The sequence below is a fragment of the Aquitalea pelogenes genome (assembly GCF_001515305.1).
In the GTDB taxonomy this organism is placed as follows: domain Bacteria; phylum Pseudomonadota; class Gammaproteobacteria; order Burkholderiales; family Chromobacteriaceae; genus Aquitalea; species Aquitalea pelogenes.
Genome location: NZ_LNQV01000005.1, coordinates 89,423 through 115,400, shown reverse-complemented (window position 1 = coordinate 115,400; position 25,978 = coordinate 89,423). Strand labels below are relative to the sequence as shown.

Here is a 25,978-nt window from a genome sequence, read left to right as displayed (position 1 = left end):
GCCATAATTTATGATTTGTTTATAATAGACCCTTTATGTGTGGAATTATCCTGACTTGGTGTTTAAAGAGGCGGATAATTGTTCTTTGTTGGGAATAGTGCACAGGCCAGCTTGCCCACCTGGCTGTTTGCTGCGCCTGCCCATGGGCCCAGAGCGCGGCGGCAGCTTGTACCCGTAGCGGCTGCGGCGTGGCGTGGGTGGCATCCCGCACTGCAGTGTTGTCGCCTGACGAAACATGTCATGTGACATCACATGTGTCCGTGCCGGGGTAAACAAGGCTTGAAAACATTGACATGCAGGCAAGCCGGGTGTGGATCAGACCATATCTGAAGCTGTTGATGACATTTGGCCTGCAGATCGTATTGGCATGCTGTTTGCATGGTTGTTGCCACTTCATTCCATGGGGCACACCATGCTCATCCCAGGCCTGACCCGTGCTGGCAATGTTTCCGGGGTATACAAGTCCATTGCCGCCACGCAGAACCAAGCTGACAATACTGCCGCCCGGACGGCAAATCTTGCCGATGTCATCAGTATTTCATCTGCGGCACGTGAGCGTCTGGCCGCGGAGGCGAGCGCAGCTTCAGGTGCCGGCGTCAAAATGGATACCGACAAGGGGGAGGTAGCACTGAATCTGGAGTCGTATTTTTCGCCGAAACCGCAAGGGGGCAACGGAGAACTTCCCCCTTTGATGTTGCCATCACAGCGCGATATCGATGCCCTGACGCAGGACATCAACCAGAAATTCCCGGCGTTTCTCTCCGCCAACGGCATTCCGGCTGCACCTGCCAGCATCCAGTACGATAGTAACGGCCAGCCACAGTTTCCTGCCGATTACCCCTATGCGGCCCAGCTTAAGCAAGCCTTGACTGATAACCCGGGTATCGGACGCGAGCTGAGTACGGTTTACGCCTTGGGTGAATTCAAGAACCTGCTGGATGACAGCCAGGCATTCCAGCAGGAATATGCCGCTGCGGGCAGCCAGGGTGAGCTGGACAAGGTGATCGCCAAATATTCCCGGCTGTTTTCGGCCAATCCGCTACCGGCAAAATCCATCCTGATGATTGATGCTGATGGCCATATACGCACCGGTGAAGCCGCAGGCCCTTCTGGCACTGCAGCACGGAGCAAGGCGGCTTGAATGTCCGTTTGCAGCCTGTCAGCTTAAGGCTACGGTAGTGCCCCGGGCTATAGTGCGGCAGCAGGCTGAACCAGCAAGGGCTGCGGGGTGGCATTGGTGGCATCCCACACCGCATTGAAGTGGTCGATCACTTGTTCACCGCTCAATGCAAAGGCACTCAGCGTGGTATGCGCATCTGCAATTACCGTAACCTGAAAGCCAAGCGAAACCGCATTACGCAAAGTGCTATCCACGCAGAAGTCGGTGGCGCAGCCGCCCAGCCACAGTTTGCTGACGCCCAGATTCTCCAGCAGGGCTGCCAGCGGGGTATCACAAAAGCTGTCGCCATGCCGTTTGTAGATGAAATGGTCGGTGGCCGTGGCTGGCAGGGCAGGGTGCAGCTGCCAGGCCGCGCTGTCACGTTCCAGCCCGGCTTCTTCATGCTGGACAAAAATCACCGGAAAACTGCGCTCCCGCGCTTTGGCAATGGCCAGTTTCAGACTACCCAGCACCTGCTCCAGCCGAACGGCAGCTGGTTCTGCGGCCACCACGCCGCATTGCATGTCCACAATCAGTAAAGCGGTATCTGGCATATGTCCCCCGGCTGGATAAAGTGGAAAGCATAGCAATTTATCCCGCAGGAATGTCAGCCGGTGTGTGATTTCTCCATCAAGTGCACGCACATAACCCGGCCCCTGCTGGCAGTAACGGCTTTGCCACGCAAGGGCCGCGCATCTCCATGTGTTCGATCGGTCATCCTGAGATTCCATCAATACCCATTGAAAAATCATCGCTACCTGATGCGCAAGCATCTGTCACACCATGTTTTCCAGTTCATCCCGCAATGGTGTGGATGGCGAAACACAAAAAGATGGAGGAGCTGGCAAATGGAAAGGAATCTGTTTATTGGCGAGGGCTTTGAAGGCGCAGGGGTCAACCTGGCCCATATCAATGTGCTTGCCGGGCCGCGCAATGGCCCGGCAGGGCAGGCATTTGCGACAGCACTTGCCACGCCATCACTGGGTCATGCGCCGTTTGTGGTGATCGTGCAGCCTGGTATCCCGGCCAAACCACTTACGCTTTATGTCAACAAGGCCCAGATCGAGAGCACTACCCATGCGAACGCAACCTGGGGGGCATCGCAGGCAGGCATTGCCAAGGCAGTTGCAGAATCGCTGGAGAGTGGCATTTTGCCGGCAGCGGCAGAGAACGATTGGGTTGTGGTTACGGCCAACTGGGTCAATGCACAGGCGGATGATCTGGATAGCGTGTTTGACAATAACTATCGTGCTTGCAAACAGGCCCTGATTGCAGCCATGGAAGGCCTGCCGCACAAGGACGCTGTATTCATGGCGGCACGGCAGGTGTCCAACCCGTTTTACACACCGAAAACCAATTGACGGGAGCGACCATGGAATACCTGCGTCTTGGCCAATCCGGCTTGAAAGTATCGCGCTTGTGTCTTGGTACCATGAATATGGGCAGCCCGGCATGGAAGCCCTGGATTTTTGATGAAAGACAAAGTGAGCCGATTGTGCGTCATGCCCTGGAGGCCGGGGTGAATTTTATCGATCTGGCTGATTTTTATTCAGCGGGTATCGGTGAAGTTGTGGTGGGGCGCATTCTCAAGCGGCTGGTGCGGCGTGACGAGGTGGTCATTACCACCAAGGTAGGCTATGACATGGCCAGCCACCCCAATGCCGGTGGGCACTCGCGCAAGCACATCATGTACGGGATAGATGCTTCGCTGCAGCGTCTGGACATGGATTATGTCGATATCTACATGCTGCATTTCTTCGATGTGAATACGCCGGTTGAAGAGACAATGTGCGCGCTGAATGATGTTGTGCAGGCAGGCAAGGCCCGCTATCTGGGGGTCTCCACCATGTATACCTGGCAGTTTGCCAAGATCATGCAAGCGTGTGAGCAACATCACTGGCACAAGCCGATCAATATGCAGCTGCAGCTCAATGTGGCCTACCGGGAGGAAGAGCGCGAGATGATTCCTTACTGCCTGGATCAAGGTGTCGGGGTATCGGTATTCAGCCCGCTGGCCCGTGGCCTGTTAAGTGGCGATGCCCAGTCCACCCGCAACCAGACGGATTTCTTCACCGCACAGATGTATGGCGATTCTTGCTCGCAACGGATTGCCGCCTCGGTTGCGCGGGTGGCGGCACGTCGGGGGGTGAGTGCCGCGCAGGTTGCCCAGGCCTGGGTGTTAAACCGGCCGGGTGTAGTCAGCATGCTGGTGGGGGCCGATTCGGCTGCGCAGTTTGATAGTGCGCTGGCGGCATTGGAAACCCGGCTAGATGAGGATGAATTGCATGAGCTGGAACGCAATTACACCCCCTGTGACCTGATCAATGATTACAGCGCAGGATGCCGTATTGCACGGGAGCCACGGCCTGCACAGGGGGTGTTTCGGCAGGCGGATACCTGAGGCAGGCTGAAAAACATCATTCGCAAGACGGCACCGAGGGTGGCAGATAGCCTTGCGCCATCTACTTGCCCTCTGCAACTGAAGGAGACCGGCATGGGTATGCATGCTACCGGTATGTCAGCGTCAGGTTTGCCTGCCAGTACTCCCGACAGTGCTGGCGGGGCAGGCATTACACTGGATGACGTGCCGTTGAACCGCTTTCACGTCAAGATTGCCGCGCTAACCTTTGGTGCGCATTTTACCGAAGGCTATGTGCTGGGCACCATCGCCTACGCACTGGGTTCACTGAACAGGCAGATTCCGCTGGATGCCTTCTGGATGGGCTTGCTGGCTTCCTCCGCATTGCTGGGCATCTTTGTGGGCAGTCTGGTGTTCGGCTGGCTGGCTGACAGGCTTGGACGTCAGAAAATCTTCTTGTGCAGCTTCCTCATCATTACTGTTGCTGCATTCCTGCAATTTTATGTCAGTGCGGCATGGATGCTGGTTGCACTGCGCGTGCTGATCGGTTTTGGCATGGGAGGGGATTTTGTCGTCGGCCATGCGATTCTGGCCGAATTCTCACCGCGCAAGCATCGTGGCACCCTGCTGGGATCATTCAGCGTGATCTGGACCATTGGCTATGTGCTGGCCAATGTTTTCGGCATGTTTTATGCCGATGCCAGTCCGGATGCCTGGCGCTGGTTGCTGGCGTCTGCTGCTGTGCCTGCATTGCTGGTGCTGGTTCTGCGTATTGGTACCCCGGAGTCACCACGGTGGCTGCTGGGCAAAGGACGCAGGGAGGAGGCGATGCGTATCGTGCACAAGCATTTTGGTGCGCATGTCACGCTGGATGGCAACCCTGGAACAGCGCAGACGGGACAGACGGGTGGTTTTGCGCGTTTGTTCAAGGCCGATCTGATCCGCCGCACACTCTTTAACTGCATCTTCTTCATGTGTCTGGTGATTCCCTACTTTGCCATCTACACCTTCCTGCCAGGGATTCTTGGTGCTATTGGCATTGCATCGGGATTCGGAGCGGATTTGTTGCTGAATGGATTTCTGGTGCTGGGGGCACTGACCGGTATCTGGCTGACGATCAAGCTGCCACGCCGCGCATTCCTGATTGGCGCATTTGCGCTGTGCTGTGTGTCGCTACTGGGCTTGGGCATGCTGCCACCTTCGGCTCAAGTGGCGATGATTGTCCTGTTCGGCATTTTCACGCTGACCATGTCGGCCTTTTCCAATCTGGTGGGGGTGTATCCGCCGGAGTGTTTTCCGACTGAGGTGCGGGCTTGTGGCGTGGGCTTGTCAATTGCCTGTAGCCGCCTGGGGTCGGCTGTTGGCACCTTCTTGTTGCCGCTGGGCATTGAGAAGGCAGGTATCCAGCTGACGATGCTGGCGCTGGCAGCAGTATTGCTGGTGGGGATGATGGTATCGATTGCTTGGGCTCCGGAGACCAGACACCTCACCTTGAATCAGGCAAGTACCAGCTGATTTCCGCCTGGTTGTGCTGCAGCATTGTGCAGCCAGGCGGAAAATGCGGAGATTTCTTCGTGCTCATGCGAGGCATGGGTTTCCAGCCAGTATCCATAGGGTCCGTGGCATTCGATTGGCGAGAGCTGCAACAGTGCTCCAGCCAGTAATTCATGAGCAATCATATTGCGATCCACTACCGCCAGCCCCATGCCGGCACATGCTGCGTGAATGGCCTGATCGAGTGTAGAAAACTCGATGCCGTTGTCGGCGTAGGTGTTGGGTAATCCGGCGGCATCCAGCCAGTCTGGCCACAGCGAAAGCCTGTTTTTACCGTGTAAAACATGCAGCGTAGGTAGTTGCTGTAGCAGTGTCTCGACATGCTGCCCGCGGAACTTCACTCCACCTACCAGTACATGCTGCTCGATGAACAAGAGTTCTGACCGGCAAGGACGCTGTGCCTGATGACCGAAGCGGATGCTGCAGGGTTGCGGTTCGGTGTTATCAGTCAGGATGGAGAAGTCGATGCCTGGTAGCGCTTGTAGCAGCGAACCCAGCCGTGGGGACAGCCAGCGGGTGGCAAAGGTGGGTGGGGTAATGACTGTCAGCCGTTTGCGGGGAGGGGGATGGCGCTGGATAACAATATGGGTGGCCTGCTCGATCACATCGAATGCTTCGGCCAGGCTGGCATGTAATGCCTGTCCCTGCCGGGTGAGACGAATGCCGGTGTGATCCCGGTAAAAAAGCGTTGTGCCAAGTGCTTCCTCCAGCAAACGGATCTGGCGACTGACCGCACCAGGTGTCACACACAAAGCCATTGCAGACTTGTTGAAACTCATATGCCTTGCGCTCTCTTCAAAAAAGCGTAAAGCGGTCAAGGATGGCAGGCGGCGCATGCTTGTCTCCTTATGCCGGATCAAGCGTCTGGTATGGCAGTCCGGGTGGTGTGTGGAGGCTGGAGAATACTCGGGTTTGCTCAGGTAACAAGCTGCAGATTGGCATGAATGCTCGGACCGTACCACCGACTAAGTATCGGCTAGTTGCCAAGCGCAATGAAAAAGCCGCACTGCATTCAAGCAGTACGGCTTTCAGGCGGCTGACAAAATCATGTGGCACGCTAGTACCGCACCGGCCGGGCCTTGCGATGAGGTTTTTGCTCGCAGTATTTCCCTCTATGCCCAATCCCTCGCTCTTGTCCTGCCAATTGATGCAGGACGCTTCGTTTTCATTTCAGCATGCGAGATGGGATGTCACAGAATCCGTTCCGGATTACCTGCCTTAGTGCCTTGCCTCGGCATCAATCAGCGAACCTTTGCGGGTGTCGCGCATGAACCAGCAAACCAGCAGGGTGCAGGCAATCACCGCCGTGGTGTACCAGTAAAAGCCGCTTTCCAGCTGAATGGACTTGAACCACAAGGCCAGGTATTCCGCCGTGCCGCCAAATACCGATACGGCAAAGGCGTAAGGCACACCCACACCGGTGGCGCGGATGCTGGCCGGGAACAGCTCGGCCTTCACCAGTGCGTTGATGGAGGTGTAGCCGGAGACGATGATCCAGGCGCAAGCGATCAGGCCAAACGCTTCCCACGGACCACTGGCGTGACGGATGGCGGTGAGCAAGGGCACGGTGAACAGGGTGCCCAGCAAGGCAAAGCCGATCAGCAGCGGTTTGCGGCCAATGCGGTCGGACAGCGCGCCGTAAATGGGTTGCAAGCACATGGCAAACAGCAGCGAGGCGGCAGAAACTGCGGTGGTTTGCATGTCGGTCAGGCCTACCGACAGGCGCAGGAATTTCTGCATATAAGTGGTGTACACATAGAAGGCCAGCGTGCCGCCCATGGTGAGGCCAACAACCAGCAATACTTCCTTGGGGTGCTGGGCCAATTGTTTGAGGCCGCCCATGGTCTTGGCGGATTTGCGTGCCGCTTCAAACGACTGGGTTTCCGGCAGATTGTGGCGCATGCGCAGGGCCAGCACTGCCAGCGCGGCACCGACAAAAAACGGAATGCGCCAACCCCAGGCACGCAGTTCTTCGGCGCTGAGCAGGAATTTCTGCAAGACCAGCAGCAGGATCAGGGCCAGCAGCTGGCCGCCAATCAGGGTGACGTACTGGAAGCTGCTGTAGAAGCCGCGGTGCTTGGAGTCAGCCATTTCCGACAGATAGGTGGCGCTGGCACCGTATTCGCCACCCAGGCTCAGGCCTTGCAGCAGGCGCGCCAGCAGCAGGATGCAGGGCGACAGGATGCCGGCGGTGGCATAGGTGGGGGCACAGGCAATCAGCAAGGAGCCAAAGCACATCAGCAGCACCGAAGCCATCAGCGCGGTCTTGCGTCCCAGCCGGTCGCCGATGTGGCCGAACAGCATGCCGCCGATGGGGCGGATGAAAAAGCCGAGGGCAAAAATGCCGGCGGTGGACATCAGCTGGGCGGTGGGGTCCTGGGCGGGGAAGAAGGCATTGGCAAAATACAGGGCAAAGGCGGAATAGCAGTAGAAATCGAACCATTCCACCAGGTTGCCGGCCGAGCCGACAATGATGGCATGCAGGCGCTTGCCGGATATCCGTTCGTGAGTAGCCGCAGTGGCTGTGGCGCTGGACATGGTGACTGTCTCCTCTGGTGTGACGGGTTATGAATAGGTTTCCCGTTTGTCGCCGTCTACTATGCGCAGCAGGGCGGTAGTCGGCATCCGCAACTTTGCCCGCATCGTCTCCGTAAAACTACGGAGGAGTGTTTCCGTCCGGCAGCCGGACTGCTATGGTCTGAGCTTCCCCGGCCAAGGAGATGCCATGCCCAGCCCCCGCTCCAGCACACCTTACGCCCGCTATTGGCGCTGGCTGGGGCTGACCATGGCTGCCATCGGCCTGATCGTGCTGAGCGCCAACTGGGCGGAACGCCACGAGCTGGCCACCCGCACCGCCGCCTTGCGCCAGGCCGCGGCTGCCCATGTACTGGGTTTGCGCGGACTGGTGGAGAAACACGATTTCCTGCCCTATGCCGCAGCCCGCCACCCTGATGTGCTGGCCTTGCTGCAAGCGCCGCAGGACAGCGCACTGCGCTTGCGGGTGAACCATTACTTTGCCGATTTGCAGTCCACCACCGGCGCGGCGGCCTTGTTTCTGGTGGACCGCAATGGCCTCACCTTGTCGTCCAGCAACTGGAACCAGCCCTCCAGCTTTGTCGGCGAGTCCTACCGCCAGCGCCCGTATTTTGAAACCGCCCTGCAGGGGCAGCGCGGCCTGTTTTACGGGCTGGGGCTGACCACCGGGCAGTCCGGCCTGTTCATTGCCGAGCCGGTGCGCGGCCCCGCAGGCATCATGGGGGTGGCGGTGGTCAAGATCAGCCTGGAGCCTTTGCAGGCGGCATGGCGACGCGGCATCGACCCGGTCCTGCTGCGCGACAGCCGTGGCGTGGTGTTTCTCAGCTCGCAGCCCGAATGGCTGTTCCAGGCCCGCCAGCAGCTGAGCGCTGCCGATACCGCCTGGATCAGCAGCCATCGCCAGTACGGCAGCCGTAGCCAGTTTGCCGTACTACCCTGGCAGGTAAAGCCCCTGCCGGATTCGGCCGCCTACGGCCTGCAAACCACGGTGCAGGGGCTGCATCGTTCCTTGCTGGCACTGGATACCGCGTTGCCGGAACTGGGCTGGACGCTGACCGTTACCTCCGACATGAAGGAAGTCACCCAGGCACGGCAACTGGCGCTGGCCTTGAGCACCTTGCTGCTGGCGCTGCTATTGCTGGCCAGCCTGTACTGGCGCTTGCGGGAAAAACGTTTTGTCGAGCAGCGCAGCGCCCGGCTGGAACTGGAACGCCGGGTGGAAGAACGCACCCGCGACCTGGAAGAAGCCCATACCTTTCGCAAGGCCATGGAAGATTCGCTGCTGGTGGGCATGCGCGCGCGCGACCCGCAAGGCCGCATCATTTACGTCAATCCGGCGTTCTGCGCCATGGTGGGCTATAGCGCGGAAGAGTTGCTGGGCTGCCTGCCGCCCTATCCGTACTGGCATCCGGATGATCTGGAAAAACAGGCCAGGGTGAGCCAGGACGTGCTGCAGGGCCGGGTGGTGCCGCATGGCTATGAGTCGCGCATCCGGCACAAGGACGGACATGACGTGATCACCATGATTTACACCGCCGCGCTGGTGGATGCCCGTGGCGTGCACCGGGGCTGGATGAGCTCCGTGGTGGATATCACCGCGCAGAAACAGGCGGAGGCGCGCCAGCGCGATCAGGAATTGCAACTGGAGCGCAGCGCGCGGCTGGCCAGTGTGGGCGAAATGGCTTCCACGCTGGCGCACGAGCTGAATCAGCCGCTGATGGCACTGTCCAATTTCGCCCTGGCCGCCCGGGCGCTGGCCGATCGGGGTGCCAGCAGCCTGCTGGCCGAAACGCTGAACGACATCATTGCCCAGTCACAACGGGCCAGCGAAATCGTCAAGCGGGTGCGGGTGTTCATCAACCCGCAACGCGCCCAGTATGAAAACCTCGTCCCGGCGGATGTCATCCACCATGCGGTCAACCTGCTCAAGCCCGAATTGCAGCGCCATCATGTGCAACTACAGCTGCAACTGGAAGACGGCCTGCCGCTGGTGCGCGGGGATAGCGTGCTGCTGGAGCAGGTGCTGATGAATCTGATTCACAATGCGCTGCACGCCATGCAGGCGCAGCCGCCGGGCAGCCGTCGCATCCAGCTGCTTTGCCGGCAGCAGGAGCAGGGAGTCAGCGTCACCGTGGCCGATAGCGGACCGGGTATTCCGGCAGAGCAGATCGAGCAGATTTTTGCCCCGTTTTTTACTTCCAAACCCGACGGACTGGGCCTGGGCCTGAATATTTGCCGTACCATCATCGAAGCCCACGGTGGCCGCATCAGCGTGGAAAACAGCCCCACTGGCGGGGCCGCCTTTACCTTTACCCTAGTGCTTGCATCATGAAAGAAATGCCGCTCACCCTGTTTGTTGTCGATGATGACGAAGCCCTGCGTCGTTCCCTGTTGCTGCTGTTGCTGTCACAGGGGCTGGCGGTACAGGCTTTTGATTCCGGTGAAGCCTTTCTCAGTGCCGTCAACCTGCGTCAGCCAGGCTGCGTGATTCTGGATTTGCGGCTGGGTGGTATCAGCGGCCTGTCGGTGTTTGATAGTCTGCTGGCCGCACACAGCCCGCTGGTGACGATGTTTTTATCTGCACATGGCGATATTCCCACCGCACTGGAAGCCGTCCGGCGTGGAGCCTTTGACTGGGTGGAAAAGCCGGATACCCAGCAATTGCTGGACAAGCTGCCCGCCGCCATCGCCCTGGCCCGCGCCCGCGCGCAGGCACTGCGGCAATGGGCGGAGCTGACCCCGCGTGAGCGAGAAGTGGCACGGCTGGTGGGACTGGGGCAGCCCAACAAGGAAATTGCCCGGGTGCTGGTGCCGCCCTGCGGACATCGCTCGGTGGAAACCCATCGCGCCAATATCTTCAGCAAGCTGCAATGCGCCAACGATAACGAATTGGGCCGCTGGCTGGCGGCCCATCCCTGGCTGGACTGAACTACCCGACTTGGGGCAGGGCAGGCCACGACGGTGACCTGTTCAAAGCGGAAGGAATTACAGATGCTCGGCCAGGAATTGCAGGCTGCGGCCAGTGGCCAGCGCGGCGGCAGATTGGTTGAACACGGCACTGCGGCCCCAGCAGTTGAAGCCATGGCCCACACCCGGGTAGTCAAAAAACACCGCATTGTCCTTGCCGGCAAAGGCCGCCTTGACCGCGCTGACAGCGGTTTGTGCAATGTGTTCGTCGTTGCCGGCGTAATGGAACAGGATGGGCTGGGTGATTTGGCCGGCCAGTTCCAGGTGCTGGTCAATGCCGCCACCGTAGAAGCAGACTGCGGCATCCGCCTTGCTGAGTGCGGCGGCGCGGAAGGCCAGTTGGCCACCCAGGCAGAAGCCCAGCGTCGCCACTTTGCCAGTGACTTCCGGGCGCTGGCGCAGCAGGCCAACCGCAGCGGCCACATCGGCAGCAGCCTGGGCGGTGTCCACTTGCTGGTAGTAGCCAAACGCCTGCTGGGTACCGGCAGCATCGTAGTCTAGATCCACCCGCGGGCTCAGCCGCCAGAACACATCGGGGGCCAGCACCACGTAACCTGCCAGCGCATACAGGTCGGCCACGGCGCGGATATGTTCGTTGACGCCCCAGATTTCCTGCACCAGCACGATGCCCGGACCACTGCCGGTGGGGGGGAGTGACAGATAACCGCCAAATTGCTTGCCGTCCTGGGTGGGAATGTCGATCCAGCTTGCGTTCACGGGAAACTCCTTTGTGCGAGAGTGCATCGGAATGGCCATCGGGCAGGGAGCCCGCAGGCATGAAAGGGGCAGGGCATGGTCAGGCGCAGTGGTTCTGACAGTTCTGGCCAGGCATGCCCTGCATGACCTTGGCTATGTCGTAGCAGGCAAGGCATTTTCAATAGCGATGCGCAGAAAATGCGCAGTACCATGTGGCTGGCTTCGAGCAGACTGGCAGAAAATTATGTCAATAAGGCCAGCTTTGCTACCATGGTAGCTGTCGCTACCAACAAGCATTTCTCCCATGAAGCAGCGCGCGCAACGCATGTTCATTGTGTTCTTCCTGCTGCTGTTTCTGGGCACGGCGGCGCTGATTGCTTTCCTGTTGGGGGTGGCTTACCAGGAAAAGCAGCGTCAGGCCGAGGTGAATGCGCGCAATGTGGTGGAAGCGCTGGAAGCCCGGCTGGAGGCCACCTTGCGTCGCAGTCAGGCCACGCTGGAAGAACTGGCGCGTACTACCAACCCGGCCGTCATGTCATTGGCAGTGCGCAATGAACACGCCACTGCCATGCAAAGAGAGCTGGCCTTGCGTGCCAGCCACTTTCCCGAAATTGTCGGGCTGCGCCTGATCGACGCCCAGGGCAATGTGTTGTATGCCTCCGATTATGCCTTGCCCAATGCCTCGGTGCGGGACCGCAGTTACTACCTTGCCTTGCGCCAGAATCCCCAGATACCGCTGTTTTTTTCCGAAGTGACAATCGGACGGCTCAATCGTACCCGCCAGTTGTACATGGCCGTGCCCATGCGCAATCCACAGGGTGAATTTGCCGGCATTGCCATGGCACCGCTGGACATTGCCTATTTCCAGAAGCTGTTTGCCGCCATCAACCTTGGCCCGCACGGGGTGATTACCTTCCGTCGCAGCGATGATGGCCGGCTGGTGCTGCGCATGCCGGCGGTGAAGGACAGTGTCAACCAGAGCCTGCGTTACAACCAGATGTTCCAGCATGTGGCCAGTGGAGAGCAAAGCGGCTTGCTGCGCTATTCCTCCAGCATCGACAAGGTGGACCGGGTCTATGCCTTCAAGCGGGTGGGGGAGTTTCCTTTCTACCTGGGCGCGGGCATTGCCAGCATGGATTTTCTGGCGCAGTGGCATGCCACCTTGCTGGGTACGGTAGTGGTCAGTTTGCTGGTGTTGCTGGTACTGGGCGTGCTGCTGTACCGCCTGCAGCAGTCCGAAGTGCGCGAGCAGGATACCTCGGCCAATCTGCAGGCCAGCGAGGATCGCTTCCAGTTGTTGCTCAATGCTGTGGGTGATGGCATTTGCGGGCTGGATCAGGACGGGCGCTGCATGTTTGCCAACCCGGCGGCTTGCCGGTTGCTGGGTCATGCAACTGAAGCTGCCTTGCTGGGGCAGCAGTTGCTGCCGCTGGTGCATACCCACGGCCCGGACCGCCAGCCCCTGCCTGATGGGGCGAGTACCATTCACCAGGCCTTGCGTCAGGGGCGCAGCGCCCATGCCGACGATGCACTCTTCACCCGGGCCGACCAGAGCCTGCTGCCGGTGCGCTACGATGCCTATCCGCTGGTCAAGGACGGGCGTGATATCGGGGCGGTCTTGCTGTTTCAGGATATTGGCGCCCATAAGCGGCAACAGGAGCAGATTGCCTTTCTGGCCCATCACGATGCGCTGACCGGCCTGCCCAACCGCATTCTGGCGGAGGACCGCTTCCGGCAACTGCTCAGTCTGACCGAACGCCACGGCACCATGCTGGCCATGCTGTTCATGGACCTGGATGGCTTCAAGACCATCAACGATTCACTGGGGCATGATGTCGGGGATGAAATGCTGCAAGCGGTGGCGCAGCGCCTGCGTACCTTGCTGCGCGAACACGATACCGCCTGCCGGCTGGGTGGCGACGAATTCCTGCTGCTGCTGCCTGACATCGACAGCATCGACAGCCTGTTACCCATGATCAGCCGCCTGCTGCATGCGCTGGAAGAACCATACCTGCTGACCGGGCATCAGCTGTCCAGCTCGGCATCGATTGGCGTGTCGCTCTATCCGGTGGATGGACAGGACTTCACCACCCTGATGAAGAAGGCCGACACCGCCATGTATCACGCCAAGGATGCCGGGCGGAATACCTGTCGCTTGTTTGACGCCGACATGCAGGTGGAGGCGGAAGAGGCCTTGCGTCTGCGCGGCCGATTCATGCGGGCGCTGGAAACCGGCCAGTTCGTGCTGCATTACCAGCCACAGGTCAGCCTGGTGGACGGGCGCATCGTTGGTGTGGAGGCGCTGGTGCGCTGGCAGGATGGCGAGCAGCTGATTCCGCCGGGGCGCTTCATTCCCATGGCGGAAAGCAGCGGGCTGATCGTGCCTTTGGGCGAGTGGGTGCTGCAGGAAGCCTGTCGGCAAGCGGTGCAATGGCAACAGTGTTATCCCGGCCCGGTGGTCGTGGCGGTGAATCTGTCGGCGGTGCAGTTCAAGCGCGGCAATCTGGAGCAGGCGGTGGCCGCTGCATTGCGCGACAGCGGCCTGCCTGCGCATTTGCTGGAGCTGGAGCTGACCGAAACCTCGCTGCTGCAGCAGACCGAGTCGGTGGTAACCACCTTGCATCGCCTGGGGCAACTGGGCGTGCGGCTGGCCATCGACGATTTCGGCACCGGCTATTCCAGCCTGGCCTATCTGAAGCGCCTGGCGGTCAATACCCTGAAGATTGACCAATCCTTTGTCCGTAATCTGCCGGACGACCCGGACGATGCCAACATCGTGTGTGCCATCATCGACATGGCGCACAAGCTGCAATTGCATACCCTGGCCGAAGGCGTGGAAACCGCCCAGATTGCCGACATGCTGCAAGCCATGGGCTGCGAGCAGGCACAGGGCTACCATTTTGCCCGCCCGCAAACCGCCGCCCAGTTACAGGACTTCCTGCGTCAGCAGGCGGCCCGTCAGCCGGGCGGCAAATAGGACGGATGGCCGGGCGGTATCAGTTCGGCTACCAGAAAGTCGATAAAGGCCCGGATGGCCGGTGACAGGCCGCGCCGGGTAGTGAATGCGGCATGCAGAATGCCCCAGGGGCTGTCGAACTCCGGCAGCAAGCGTAGCAGGCGGCCCTGCTGGATGGCCTCGTCACATACCATCACCGGCAAGGCGGCCACGCCCAGCCCGGCTATCGCCGCTTCCAGCAAAACCAGCAAATCATCGGTCATCAGCCTGGGCTGATCAATTTGCAGGCTGTAGCTGTGACCGGCCTGATCCAGCAACTGCCACTGCCCGCGGCCATCGGCACGGCTCATGGTGAGGGCGGGCAGGCCGGCCAGATCGGCCGGGGTGCGTGGCATGGGGTGGGCGCGCATGAAGTCGGGGCTGGCCACCAGAATCACCTGACTGACCGCCAGCTGCCGCACCACCAGGTTGGCACTGTTGTCGATGCTGTTACGCACGCGCAGTGCCACGTCGATATTGTCTTCTATCAGGTCCACCCGCCGGTTGGTGGCTTCCAGTGCAATGCGTACCTGTGGATAACGCTGCATGAAACGCGGCAGTGACGGTGCCAGCAAGGTCTTGGCCAGCAGTTCCGGGCAGCTCACCCGCACCAGGCCGCGCGGTTCGGCGCTGATGCGGGCAATGGCTTCATCGGCAGCCTCGGCCTCGGCCAGCATGGCCTGGCAGTGCTGGTAATAGCTGCTGCCCACCTCGGTCAGCGCCAGGCGCCGTGTGGTGCGTTGCAAAAGCCGTACGCCCAGCCGCTCTTCCAGTTCGGCCACCCGGCGTGACAGCCGCGACTTGGGAATCCCCAGCATGCGGCTGGCAGCCATGAATCCACCGTGTTCCACCACCTTGGCAAAGTACAGCAGGTCGTTCAGGTCTTGCATTTGATTGTCCTATGAGTGGAACAATGTTTCCGATTTGAGCAGTCTAGTCATGATTGGTAGCAAAAACTACTATTCCGTCACCAACTCTGCTTACAAGGAAACCCACCATGAAACTGTTGCACCTCGATTCCAGCATCCTCGGTCAGAACTCCGTTTCCCGTCAGCTGACTGCTGCCGTGGTAGAAGCCGTCCGTGCCAAGCACGCCGATGTTCAAACCAGCTACCGCGACCTGGCTGCCCAGCCCATTGCCCACCTCTCCGGTGAAATCATTGGTGCCAACTTCACTGCCGAAGCCGACTGGACGGAAACCCAGCGTAGCGAAAGCGCGCTGAGCAATGCGCTGATTGAAGAATTCCTGGCTACCGACGTACTGGTGATTGGCGCGCCGATGTACAACTTCTCCATTCCGTCCCAGCTGAAGAGCTGGATCGACCGTGTAGCCGCAGCCGGCCGTACCTTCAAGTACGGTGCCAATGGCCCGGAAGGCCTGGCTGGTGGCAAGAAAGTGGTGATCGTGTCCAGCCGTGGTGGTGTGTACTCCACCGAGCAAGGCCAGCTGATGGACTTCCAGGAAGACTACCTGCGTACCGTACTGGGTTTCCTGGGCATTACCGACATTGCCTTCATCCGCGCTGAAGCCGTGAATATGGGTGAAGACAAGCGTGCTACCGCCATCCATGCCGCCAAGGAAGCGATTGCCAAGCTGGCCATCTGATTTCCCTGCGCAGATAGATATGAAAAAACGGGCCTTGATGGCCCGTTTTCTGATTATTGGCCATACCCGTCTCGCGTTCTGCAAAGAAAGCGAGGCTCCCTTTCCGGGAAAGGGCGGGGGGATAGGGAATCGATGGGAGGCTGCGGAATCAGCCACTTCATCGAAAGGCCCGGCTTTGCCGGGTCCGGTGCAATCGCACCAAATCACTTTGTCAGCAGCCTGGAAACGGGCCTTGCGGGCCCGTTGTGCATGTGTAACCCAACCATACGGCGCACGCTGTTGCACCCACGAATTTATTAACCGCAATTACTTGTCAACATATCGAAAGTACGGTGTGATGCAGGCAGAGGCAAAGCGGGCGGGTGGGCAAGATGCGCAGGATGTGGTTGGGCGAGACGGTACTGGATCATCAGTCAGCATTTCGTAGCGGCTTGTTGCTGCTGATCGTGCTGTTACTGCTATCCAATGGCTGGTTTGCCTACAGCCGCGCGCTCAGTCTGGCCAATCAGTATGCCCATCGGGCGGTCAGCAGCCTGGAGCAACATTTTGACGGCATTGACGGTTTCATCGACATCATCCACGCCGATGCCGTCAGCGAACTGAAACAGGGCGATGGCGGGCAGGATCAGCAGGCCGTGCTGTCCTGGCTGCGCAATGCACCGGGGCAGGGTTTTTATGCGCTGGATGCCCGGCCCACCCTGGCATCCGGCCTGCAGCCGGGCAACCTCACCGGCCTGGGACAGGCGGCTGCGCTGGATGCGGCTGCACGGCATGAAATGGCCGTGGTGCTGGGCCTGACACCGATGATGCAGATGGCTTATCAGCATCTGGGCGAACACGGTGTGGACTGGGTTTACTATGTCTCCGCCCGCCAGTTCATTTATCTCTATCCCTTCACGCCGGCAACGTCCTATCACTACAGCGCCAACACCCCTCAGGGTCAGTTCTGGCGGCTGGCAGAACCGGCAGTCAACCCGCGCGGCCAGCGGGTGATCACACCGGTGTATATCGACCAGGCCGGCAAGGGCCCGATGCTGACCATCAGCCAGCCGGTATGGGTGGCGGGGCAGTTCCGGGGTGTGCTGTGCATGGATGTGGGGCTCAATACCCTCAACCAGTTGCTGCGTCAGCTGGATGCCCCGGCAGGCAGCCTGTACCTGCTCAATCGCCAGAACCAGGTGGTGGCCACCAGCGATGATCACCCCCTGCCACAGGAAAACCTGCAGTTGTTGCCGGTGATGCCAACGTACGCCGCCAGCCCGACCGCCCATGTGCGGGTGTATGCGCTGGGCGACTCCGGCATGCGGGTGCTGCAATTCCTGCCCAATTACTGGCTGGCACTGGAGGTGACCCGTGGCTGCGCACCGGGTGTGGTGGCGGCCGTGCTGTTGTGGCTGGCCTTGCTGTTGCTGACGCGTACCTGGCAGTTCAACCGCGAACTGCGCCGCCTGTCCGAACATGATGCTCTGACCGGGGCGCTCAACCATCGCGCATTCCAGTCCTTGCTGGCGCAGCTGTATCAGGACTACCAGACGCAAGGCACGGTGTTTGCGCTGGTGATGGTGGATCTGGACCACTTCAAGAAGGTCAACGACAGCCACGGCCACGCCGTAGGCGATACGGTACTCAAGGTGCTGGTAAGGCTGGCGCTGCGGCTATTGCGCAATGAAGACCGCGTGGCCCGGCTGGGCGGTGAGGAGTTTGTGCTGGTGTTGCCGGCTACAGACCTGCCGGACGCGATGAAGGCGGCAGTGCGCTTGCGCTTGCAGCTGGAGAAGCTGCACTGGAGCAAGCTGGGCCTGCCGGAGCCGGTCACGGCCAGCATGGGTTGTGCCGTGGTGTTGCCGGACGACCGCCATGCCAGTGATGTACTCAAGCGCGCCGACGACGCCATGTACCGGGCCAAGCAGGAAGGGCGCAACCGGGTCTGCCTGCACTGGCAAGGCCCGGCGGCGCAAGGGAACTGAACTACACCCAGTCGCGGGCGGGCAGGAAGCGCTCGTACAGTGCGGCTTCTGCACTGCCGGGTTCCGGCTGGTAGCCGTATTCCCAGCGCACCAGCGGTGGCATGGACATCAGGATGGATTCGGTGCGGCCTCCGGTTTGCAGGCCAAACAGTGTGCCACGGTCCCATACCAGGTTGAATTCCACATAGCGGCCACGGCGGTACAGCTGGAACTGGCGCTGTGCATCGGTCCATGGGGTGGCCTTGCGCTTGTCCACGATGGGGACATAAGCCTCGACAAAGCCCTGACCTACCGCCTGCATGAAGGCAAAGCTGCGTTCGAAGCCCCAGGCGTTCAAGTCGTCAAAAAACAGCCCGCCCACGCCACGGGCTTCGTTGCGGTGCTTGAGGAAAAAGTATTCGTCGCACCATTTCTTGTAATCGGCATACACATTGGCACCAAAAGGCTGGCACAGATCGCGCGCCACGGTGTGCCAGTGGATCACGTCTTCTTCCACCGGATAGAAGGGCGTGAGGTCAAAGCCACCACCAAACCACCATACCGGCTCGGCGCCGTCCTTTTCGGCAATGAAAAAGCGCACATTGGCATGGCTGGTGGGCACGTGCGGGTTTTCCGGGTGGATGACCAGTGACACGCCCATGGCTTCAAAGCGGCGGCCAGCCAGTTCCGGGCGATGTGCGGTTGCCGACGCCGGCAGTGCATCGCCGCTGACATGCGAAAAATTCACCCCGGCCTGCTCGAATACCGCGCCTTTGCTCAGCACCCGGCTGCGCCCGCCACCACCTGCCGGACGCTGCCAGGCGTCCTCGACAAAACGGCCCTGACCATCGGCCTGCTCCAGCGCGGCACAGATACGGTCTTGCAGTTGCAGCAAAAAGGCTTTCACCTCGTTGGCGTGGGGATGACTCATTGCAATATCCTGGATGGTGGTGTGGCTGGCATTGTAGCAGGGGGATTCCTGCTGCTGCAGCGGCATGCGGCGGGGAGACGGACAAAAAAAGAACCCGCCGGTAAGGGCGGGTCGCACATCGTCACACAAAGGACAGAGGAGTACAGGCCTGTTGCCAGGCCTTACAGATACAAAGCAAAAGCGCGTCACGGGCTCGGGGGTGTCCGTGGCAAGGCTGAAGCATGGAAGACAGTGTGACAGAAGCCCGCATGGGCACTGTGCGGCTAGCGTCTTGGCTGTGTGCCCGGGTTGTGCCTGCTTGGTGACGGTGAATGACAATGCGGCCGAGTGTGTTGCAAAACATGAAGCAAGGGAACTTTGCCACCCGGAAATGCAAAACGCGCCACGCATTGACGTGGCGGCCCGTGTTCAGGCATGGCAGTTTGCCGCTCAGGCGGTGACCGGGCTGGCCTGCCAGTTTTCTTGCGGGCTGCTGCTGACAGCAGGACGGTTGGCAGGCCTGGACTGGAAGAAGTCCACGCTGCGCGCCAGTACCGCCATGCGTTCGTTATCCACCAGAATCATGTGATAGCTGTCGGACAGCGGCATGAAGTCGACCGGTCCGCCCAGATGTTTCTGCAGATGGTGTGCCGAGCGCGGGCTGGTGATGTCGTCTTCGTCGGCATGCACAATCAGTGTCGGGCAGGTGATCTGGCCCAGGCGCGGCAGCAGTTGCCGGCGCAGCTTGTCCACTTCGCGGATGCAGGCCAGCGGCACATAGGGGTAGTGGAAACGCTCGCCACGCTCGAAGCGCTGCTGGATCAGCTTGCGGATGCGCGGGTTCTTGATGCCGAAGGGCTCGGCTTCCGGAATACGCATGCGGCGTGCCATGCCGGGCAGGATGTAACCCAGGGGGCGCAACCAGGTCAGGCGCGGCAGGCTCCAGCCATCCAGAAATACCGGTGGCGCATACAGTGCCAGTTTGTCCTGATGGTTTTCCAGCCGTGCCACTTCCAGCGCCACCAGTGCACCCAGGCATACGCCAGCCAGATGCACTACGCCGTGACGTTGCTTCAGCGCGCGGTATTCGGCGCGCATGCTTTCTATCCAGTCGGTCCAGCGGATGTCCAGCAGCTCTTCCGGTTCGGTGCCGTGGCCGGGCAACAGCGGGGCATGGGTGACGATGCCGACGTCTTCCAGGGTACGGCCCAGCGAGCCCAGATCATAAACAGTGCCACCAAGGCCGTGGATCAGCAGGGCCGCAGGTCGGGTAGAGCGCATGGCAATTCCACATACACAAAAATTAACAGATTGCATTATGCGGGAAGCTTGCTTGCGGGTCTGTCGCCTTCGTGTCACGGCTTTGTGACAAGCTGTGACCTGTGTGACCTGTGCGATTTAGCTCAGGGCAATGCGCAGGGTGAGACGGGCACCGCCCAGGGGGCTGGTGCCGGCAAAGGCGCTACCGCCATGGTGTTCGGCTATCAGGCGGACATAAGACAGGCCAAGGCCATAGCCGCCGGTGGCGCGGTCGCGGCTGCGGTCCAGGCGGCGGAAGGGTTCGAAAATGCGTTCCCGGTCGGCTTCGGGAATGCCATGGCCGTCATCATCCACCTGAATTTCCAGCATGGTGCCCTGACGTTCCACAATCAGGTGAACCTGATGTTGCGCATACTTGAAGGCGTTCAGCAGCAGGTTGCGGCTGGCGACGTAAATCAGCTTGCGGTCAAAGGCGGCTTCGCCGCGTGCGCAGTCCATGCTGAGACGGATGCCCGCCGGCTTGAGCGGCTGCACCAGGTCAATCAGGTCGTCAAACCATTCGTACAGATCCACCTGCTCGCGTTGCAGGATGGCTTCGCCACGGTTGAGCTTGGCGTATTCCATGCTGGCGGTAATCAGCTCTTCCAGCTCCTGCATGTCGCGTTCCATGCCGTCGCTGTAGCGGCGACGTTCGTCTTCGTCGTCCTCTTCTTCCAGCATGGTCAGGCCAAAGCGCAAGCGGGCAATGGGGGTGCGGATTTCATGCGCCACGGCGTGGCTCATGGCCTGATGCATTTCCAGCAGCCGTTCCAGCCTGGCGGCCATGCTGTTGAGGGCGGTGGACAGCGGGGCAAACAGCCGGCTGTGGGCCTGCGGGGTACGCACGTGGAAGTCGCCATTGGCAAACAGCTCGGCGGCATCGCGTACCGATACCAGGTCGCGCCACATCGGCCGCAGGTAGAAGTACATCAACAGGCCCAGCGTGCTGCCGGTAAACACGATCCACAGCAGCAATACCTCGATGTCCTCGGTAATCCAGCCACTGTCGTTGCTATTGGGGGTGGCATCCAGCGGGCCTAGCAGCAACATGCGCTTGTCGTCCGGCAGCGGGATGTAGAGCAGGTTGTTGTCGAAATCCAGATAGGTTTTGCCGGTGGCAAAGTTCTGTTTGCTTTCCGGGTCCAGGTCGGCAGGCAGGCTGCTGATCAGCTTGACCGGATAACTGAAGTGGCGGGTGAGTTGCGGCAGCGCATGTTCGCGCGCCGCCACCGGCACGCGTTGCAGCTCCTGCACCAGCAGCGATGCCGGGCCGTCCAGCATGCGCCGGGCGTTTTCACTGTCGCTATTCTGGTACAGCTTGCCCAGCATGAAGGCAAAACCGATGATGATGGCCAGCTCTGCCGCCATGGCAATGATGAAATAGCGGGCAAACAGGGTGGCCAGCGACGGTTTGGCGCTGCGATTCTTGCGGTCGGGCCGCAGGCGGGGGAGGTGGATCATTCCCAGTCGCTGCGCGAGAACAGATAGCCCTTGCCGCGTACGGTCTTGATGCGGGTGGGCGAATCGGGGCTGTCGCCCAGTTTTTTGCGCAACCGGGAAATGCGGGCGTCGATGGAGCGGTCCAGCCCGTCAAAACCGATGCCGCGCAATTCGTTCATGATGTCGTCGCGCGACAGTACCTGCCCGGCATGGCTGGCCAGCAGCCACAGCAGGTCGAATTCGGCTGTGGTCAGCTCCATTTCCTCGCCGCTCAGATAGGCGGCACGGGTGCCCTGGCTGATGTTGAACTGGCCGAATACCAGTTCGTCGTTGTCGCCGGTTTCCACATGGTCTTCTTCTGCCACACCGCGGCGCAGCAGTGCGCGTACCCGTGCCAGCAGGCGGCGCGGCTCTACCGGCTTGGCCAGGTAGTCGTCGGCCCCCAGTTCCAGCCCCAGGATTTCGTCCACGTCTTCATGCGCGCGGTCATGATGAGAATGCGGCCGTGATAACGCAGCCGCACTTCGCGGCAGACATCAAAGCCTTCCTTGCCGGGCAGCATCACGTCCAGAATGACCAGGTCGGGGCGGGTGTCCAGGATGACATCGGCGGCGGTATCGCCACGACCGTGCTGGCTGACCTGATAACCATGCTTGGTCAGGTAGGCGGCGATCAGTTGCGACAGGTGGATGTCATCTTCAATGATGAGAATGTGCGGTGCCATGCGCGATCTGCAATAAACAATCCACAAATAGTATCACTATGTATACCCGCACTGGCAGATGGCTTGTAATTCCGATTCCATGCGAACAGAATGAAACACGCGTTTTCTGCGCATTCAGGCAGGCCTGCGGGCATGCCCAAGATTAATTCAAGGACAGAGAAAATCACATGCAACGCTTAAAGGAATGGGCAATCTGGATTGCCGTCGCCCTGGCGGGCGCCATCGCCTTTGCCGTGGTGGCATTGAACCGGGGAGAGCCGGTCAATGCCATCTGGCTGGTGGTGGCTGCCGTGTCGGTGTACTCCATCGCTTATCGTTTCTACAGCCGTTTCATTGCCGACAAGGTGCTGGAGCTGGACCCGCGCCGTCTGACCCCGGCCGAGAAGCATAATGACGGCCTGGATTACGTGCCGACCAACAAATGGGTGGTGTTCGGCCACCACTTTGCCGCCATTGCCGGTGCCGGTCCTCTGGTGGGCCCGGTGCTGGCCGCGCAGATGGGTTATCTGCCGGGGACTTTATGGATTCTGGTCGGCGTGATGCTGGCCGGTGCGGTACAGGACTTCCTGGTGCTGTTCCTGTCCATGCGCCGTGACGGCAAGTCGCTGGGCGAAATCATCCGCCTGGAGCTGGGCCCCATTCCCGGCGTGATTGCCTCCATCGGCATCCTGATGATCATGATCATCCTGCTGGCGGTACTGGCGCTGGTGGTGGTCAAGGCGCTGGCCGGCAGCCCGTGGGGCACCTTCACCATTGCCTGCACCATTCCGATTGCCCTGTTCATGGGGGTGTATACCCGCTTCATCCGTCCGGGCAAGATCGGCGAGATTTCAGTCATCGGCTTCATCCTGCTGATGCTGGCCATTGTCTACGGTGGCGATGTGGCACACAGCCCGACGCTGGCCCCGCTGTTCACCTTCCAGGGCACCACGCTGGCATGGATCCTGATCGGCTACGGCTTCATTGCCTCGGTACTGCCGGTATGGCTGCTGCTGGCCCCGCGTGACTATCTGTCCACCTTCCTCAAGATCGGCACCATCGTCGGTCTGGCCATCGGCATCCTGGTGGTGGCACCCAACCTGCACATGCCGGCGCTCACCAAGTTCATTGACGGCACTGGCCCGGTATTCGCCGGCAACCTGTTCCCCTTCCTGTTCATCACCATCGCCTGCGGTGCGGTTTCCGGCTTCCATGCGCTGGTGGCTTCCGGCACCACGCCCAAGCTGATCGAGAACGAAACCCATGCCCGCGCCATCGGCTACGGTGCCATGCTGATGGAAAGCTTTGTCGCCATCATGGCGCTGATTGCCGCCTGCGTGCTGGACCCGGGCGTGTACTTCGCCATGAACAGCCCGGCCGCCGTCATCGGCAAGACGGCGGTGGATGCGGCCCAGGTAATTTCCGGCTGGGGCTTTGTCATTACCCCGGATGTGCTGACGCAAATGGCCAAGGACGTGGGCGAAGCCACCATCCTGTCCCGTGCTGGTGGCGCTCCGACACTGGCGGTGGGCATGGCGCACATCCTGTCCGGCGTGATCGGCGGCAAGACCATGATGGCCTTCTGGTACCACTTTGCCATCCTGTTTGAAGCGCTGTTCATCCTCACCACCATCGACGCCGGTACCCGCGTGCTGCGCTTCATGATCCAGGATTTGCTGGGCATCTTCATCAAGCCGATGGCCAATACCGAATCCTGGGGCGCCAACCTGGTGGCCACCGGCCTGGCCGTGGCCGGCTGGGGCTACTTCCTGTATCAGGGCGTGGTGGATCCGCTGGGCGGCATCAACACGCTGTGGCCGCTGTTCGGCATTGCCAACCAGATGCTGGCCGGCATTGCGCTGATCCTGGCCACCGTGGTGCTGATCAAGATGCAGAAGCTGCGCTATGTGTGGGTGACTGCCGTGCCTACCCTGTGGCTGCTGATTGTCACCCTGGTGGCCGGCTGGCAAAAGCTGTTCCACAGCAGCCCCAAGATCAGCTTCCTCGCCCACGCCGACAAGTTCTCCGCGGCTGCCGCCAAGGGTGAGTCGCTGGCTCCGGCGAAAAACCTGGCACAGATGCACCAGATCATCTTCAATGATTATGTGGATGCCACGCTGACCGCCATGTTCATTGCCGTGGTGGTGGCCATGCTGGTGTTCTCCGTCAATGTCATCCGCAAGGCGCTGGCCGTGAAGTGGGTCACCACCAAGGAAGTGCCGGCGGCTTACCGTCAGGGAGAAGCCAATGTCTGAATGGTTACGTCAGCTGACCGAAGCGGCGCGGCTGATGGTGGGGGTGAAGGACTACGACAAATACGTTGCCAGTCGCCGCCGATTCAGCCCCAACGCGCCGGTGATGAGCCGCGAGGACTTTTTCGCCCACTGCCAGTCCGAGCGTTATGGTGGCAAGTCGATGAAAAAGTGCCCGTGCTGATTACCCGTCAGCCATAGAAAAACCGCCCGGTTCCGGGCGGTTTTTCGATTCTTCCTCTCGCTGCCTGCAAGGACAGCGAGGCTCCCTTTCAGGGAAAGGGTGAGGGGATAGGGAATAGACGGCAAGGCTATGAAATCGATGAGTTAGTCGAAAGGCCCGGCTTTGCCGGGTCCAGTACAATCGCACCACATAACGTTGTCCGCAGCCTGAAAAGCCGCCCGGTTCCGGGCGGTTTTTTATTGCATGCCGTGTTTCACAGCTGGTGTAACAGATAGCTGATGCCACTGTTGATCAGCGTGCCGCCGACCAGCAGCCAGCCAAACAGCGCGCTGGCCAGCAGCATGGGTTTGGTTCCGGCGCGGCGGATGGCGGAAAAGTGGGTGGTGAGGCCCAGTGCGCCCATGGCCATGGCCAGCAGCAGATTATCCAGTGCAATCAGCTGGGCGACCCAGGCTTGCGGCAGCCAGTGCAGCGAGTTGAAACCGGCCATGGCGAGAAAACCCAGCGCAAACCACGGAATGGTGATGCGGCGCGCCTCCTTGCTGCCGGCCTGATGGCGACGGCCCAGCCAGGCCGACAGGATCAACAGAAACGGTGCCAGCATCATCACCCGGATCATCTTGGTAATCACTGCGCTATTGGCTGCCTGCTCGCTCACCGCCCGCCCGGCCGCTACCGCCTGGGCTACCTCGTGCACGGTGGAGCCGGTAAACACACCGTAGGCAAATTCGGACACGCCCAAAGCCTGCGTCAGCGCAAACAGCAGCGGATAGAGAAACATCGCCAGCGTGCCGAATACCACCACGGTAGCCACCGCCACCGCTACTTTTTCGGCATGGGCTTTCACCACCGGCTCGGTGGCCAGAATGGCGGCAGCACCGCAAATCGAGCTGCCCGCGCCAATCAGGATGACGCTTTGCTCGTCCAGCCCCAGCTTGCGACGCCCCAGCCAGTAAGCCAGCGCAAAGGTGGAGCTCAGCACACAGGCATCAATCAGGATGCCGCTGATGCCAACGGCGGCAATGTCCTGAAACGTCAGCTTGAAGCCGAACAGGATGATGCCCAGCCGCAGGATCTGCCCCTTGGCAAACGTGACGCCATGGTGGCCATGTGTGGCCAGAAGCGGGTACAGCGTATTGCCCAGCAGCATGCCGCCGACAATGGCGATGGTGAGGGCGGACAGCCCCAGTTGACTGAACAGTGGCAAGCCTGCGGCAAATTGTGCCAGCACGGCCAGCAGCAGTACCAGCAGCAGACCCGGTATTTTTTGTGCAAGGGAAGTCATGATGGTGTTCCGGTGAGGGCGCTTGCCCTGATGTCCTCACCATACGCGCCAGCAATGAAGTTGAAAAACGGATAAAATTTCTACAAAT

22 protein-coding genes are annotated in these 25,978 nt (G+C 60.3%); 11 read left to right on the top strand and 11 right to left on the bottom strand.

The features are described from left to right. Positions 1 to 412: 412 nt before the first annotated feature. Positions 413 to 1,141, top strand: a complete 729-nt coding sequence (locus tag AWT75_RS03545; RefSeq protein ID WP_153013232.1) for a hypothetical protein — start codon at positions 413 to 415, stop codon at positions 1,139 to 1,141. A 47-nt stretch (positions 1,142 to 1,188) separates the two neighbouring features. On the opposite strand, the gene AWT75_RS03540 is transcribed toward AWT75_RS03545, so the two are convergent. Next, the gene (locus tag AWT75_RS03540) at positions 1,189 to 1,713 is read right to left on the bottom strand and encodes an isochorismatase family protein (protein ID WP_062787376.1); all 525 of its coding nucleotides are present in this window, start codon (positions 1,711 to 1,713) and stop codon (positions 1,189 to 1,191) included. Positions 1,714 to 1,773: 60 nt separating this feature from the next. Between AWT75_RS03540 and fae the strand changes: the two genes are divergently transcribed. The 3 genes from fae (at position 1,774) to AWT75_RS03525 (ending at position 5,033) form a co-directional block, all read left to right on the top strand. Next, positions 1,774 to 2,520 (top strand): formaldehyde-activating enzyme, encoded by a 747-nt coding sequence (gene fae, locus AWT75_RS03535; protein WP_204376865.1) that lies wholly within the window; start codon positions 1,774 to 1,776, stop codon positions 2,518 to 2,520. Positions 2,521 to 2,531: 11 nt separating this feature from the next. Then, positions 2,532 to 3,560, top strand: a complete 1,029-nt coding sequence (locus AWT75_RS03530; protein WP_062787372.1) for an aldo/keto reductase — start codon at positions 2,532 to 2,534, stop codon at positions 3,558 to 3,560. A gap of 93 nt (positions 3,561 to 3,653) precedes the next feature. Continuing rightward, entirely contained in the window at positions 3,654 to 5,033 is a 1,380-nt protein-coding gene (locus AWT75_RS03525; RefSeq protein WP_153013231.1) for an MFS transporter, read from the top strand. Here AWT75_RS03525 and AWT75_RS03520 read toward each other — a convergent pair. Together AWT75_RS03520 and AWT75_RS03515 are read right to left on the bottom strand one after the other, a co-directional pair. After that, a complete protein-coding gene (locus AWT75_RS03520; protein ID WP_062787367.1) occupies positions 5,015 to 5,908 on the bottom strand; it encodes a LysR family transcriptional regulator in 894 nt (297 codons plus the stop codon). The genes AWT75_RS03525 and AWT75_RS03520 overlap by 19 nt on opposite strands. Before the next feature lie 382 nt (positions 5,909 to 6,290). After that, positions 6,291 to 7,610 (bottom strand): MFS transporter, encoded by a 1,320-nt coding sequence (locus AWT75_RS03515; RefSeq protein WP_062787364.1) that lies wholly within the window; start codon positions 7,608 to 7,610, stop codon positions 6,291 to 6,293. A gap of 187 nt (positions 7,611 to 7,797) precedes the next feature. Between AWT75_RS03515 and AWT75_RS03510 the strand changes: the two genes are divergently transcribed. Together AWT75_RS03510 and AWT75_RS03505 are read left to right on the top strand one after the other, a co-directional pair. Then, a complete protein-coding gene (locus AWT75_RS03510; RefSeq protein WP_062787361.1) occupies positions 7,798 to 9,939 on the top strand; it encodes a sensor histidine kinase in 2,142 nt (713 codons plus the stop codon). Further along, positions 9,936 to 10,535 (top strand): response regulator transcription factor, encoded by a 600-nt coding sequence (locus tag AWT75_RS03505; protein ID WP_062787358.1) that lies wholly within the window; start codon positions 9,936 to 9,938, stop codon positions 10,533 to 10,535. Before AWT75_RS03510 ends, AWT75_RS03505 begins: the two co-directional genes overlap by 4 nt. 57 nt (positions 10,536 to 10,592) lie before the next feature. Here AWT75_RS03505 and AWT75_RS03500 read toward each other — a convergent pair whose 3' ends face one another. Then, entirely contained in the window at positions 10,593 to 11,291 is a 699-nt protein-coding gene (locus AWT75_RS03500) for a dienelactone hydrolase family protein (protein WP_045847719.1), read from the bottom strand. 283 nt (positions 11,292 to 11,574) lie between these two features. Here AWT75_RS03500 and AWT75_RS03495 point away from each other — a divergent pair, with 283 nt between their 5' ends. Beyond that, positions 11,575 to 14,247 carry a bifunctional diguanylate cyclase/phosphodiesterase gene (locus tag AWT75_RS03495; RefSeq protein WP_062787355.1) on the top strand — a complete coding sequence of 891 codons (2,673 nt, stop codon included), beginning with the start codon at positions 11,575 to 11,577 and terminating at the stop codon, positions 14,245 to 14,247. Here the strand turns inward: AWT75_RS03495 and AWT75_RS03490 are convergent. After that, positions 14,229 to 15,155 (bottom strand): LysR family transcriptional regulator, encoded by a 927-nt coding sequence (locus tag AWT75_RS03490; protein ID WP_062787352.1) that lies wholly within the window; start codon positions 15,153 to 15,155, stop codon positions 14,229 to 14,231. The two genes, AWT75_RS03495 and AWT75_RS03490, sit on opposite strands and share 19 nt — an antisense overlap. 107 nt (positions 15,156 to 15,262) lie before the next feature. Between AWT75_RS03490 and AWT75_RS03485 the strand changes: the two genes are divergently transcribed. After that, complete coding sequence (locus AWT75_RS03485; RefSeq protein ID WP_045847722.1) at positions 15,263 to 15,871, top strand: FMN-dependent NADH-azoreductase; 609 nt, start codon at positions 15,263 to 15,265, stop codon at positions 15,869 to 15,871. Positions 15,872 to 16,242: 371 nt separating this feature from the next. Beyond that, positions 16,243 to 17,838 (top strand): sensor domain-containing diguanylate cyclase, encoded by a 1,596-nt coding sequence (locus tag AWT75_RS03480; protein WP_082695927.1) that lies wholly within the window; start codon positions 16,243 to 16,245, stop codon positions 17,836 to 17,838. Position 17,839: 1 nt separating this feature from the next. On the opposite strand, the gene hemF is transcribed toward AWT75_RS03480, so the two are convergent. The 5 genes from hemF to AWT75_RS23780 form a co-directional block, all read right to left on the bottom strand. Continuing rightward, complete coding sequence (gene hemF / locus AWT75_RS03475) at positions 17,840 to 18,748, bottom strand: oxygen-dependent coproporphyrinogen oxidase (RefSeq protein WP_062787416.1); 909 nt, start codon at positions 18,746 to 18,748, stop codon at positions 17,840 to 17,842. Positions 18,749 to 19,177: 429 nt separating this feature from the next. Continuing rightward, a complete protein-coding gene (locus tag AWT75_RS03470) occupies positions 19,178 to 20,008 on the bottom strand; it encodes an alpha/beta hydrolase (protein ID WP_045847724.1) in 831 nt (276 codons plus the stop codon). A 117-nt stretch (positions 20,009 to 20,125) separates the two neighbouring features. Next, complete coding sequence (locus AWT75_RS03465; RefSeq protein WP_045847725.1) at positions 20,126 to 21,487, bottom strand: ATP-binding protein; 1,362 nt, start codon at positions 21,485 to 21,487, stop codon at positions 20,126 to 20,128. Beyond that, positions 21,484 to 21,936, bottom strand: coding sequence for a winged helix-turn-helix domain-containing protein (locus tag AWT75_RS23785; protein ID WP_275575677.1), 453 nt, complete (start codon positions 21,934 to 21,936; stop codon positions 21,484 to 21,486). Before AWT75_RS23785 ends, AWT75_RS03465 begins: the two co-directional genes overlap by 4 nt. Further along, positions 21,879 to 22,190: a response regulator gene (locus AWT75_RS23780; RefSeq protein ID WP_275575676.1), complete on the bottom strand. Its 312-nt coding sequence runs from the start codon at positions 22,188 to 22,190 to the stop codon at positions 21,879 to 21,881. The genes AWT75_RS23785 and AWT75_RS23780 overlap by 58 nt, the downstream gene beginning before the upstream one ends. A 167-nt stretch (positions 22,191 to 22,357) precedes the next feature. Here AWT75_RS23780 and AWT75_RS03455 point away from each other — a divergent pair, with 167 nt between their 5' ends. Beyond that, entirely contained in the window at positions 22,358 to 24,424 is a 2,067-nt protein-coding gene (locus AWT75_RS03455; RefSeq protein ID WP_045847727.1) for a carbon starvation CstA family protein, read from the top strand. Beyond that, positions 24,417 to 24,605, top strand: a complete 189-nt coding sequence (locus AWT75_RS03450; protein ID WP_045847728.1) for a YbdD/YjiX family protein — start codon at positions 24,417 to 24,419, stop codon at positions 24,603 to 24,605. The genes AWT75_RS03455 and AWT75_RS03450 overlap by 8 nt, the downstream gene beginning before the upstream one ends. A gap of 253 nt (positions 24,606 to 24,858) precedes the next feature. On the opposite strand, the gene AWT75_RS03445 is transcribed toward AWT75_RS03450, so the two are convergent. Beyond that, positions 24,859 to 25,890: a YeiH family protein gene (locus AWT75_RS03445; protein ID WP_062787346.1), complete on the bottom strand. Its 1,032-nt coding sequence runs from the start codon at positions 25,888 to 25,890 to the stop codon at positions 24,859 to 24,861. Positions 25,891 to 25,978 lie beyond the last annotated feature (88 nt).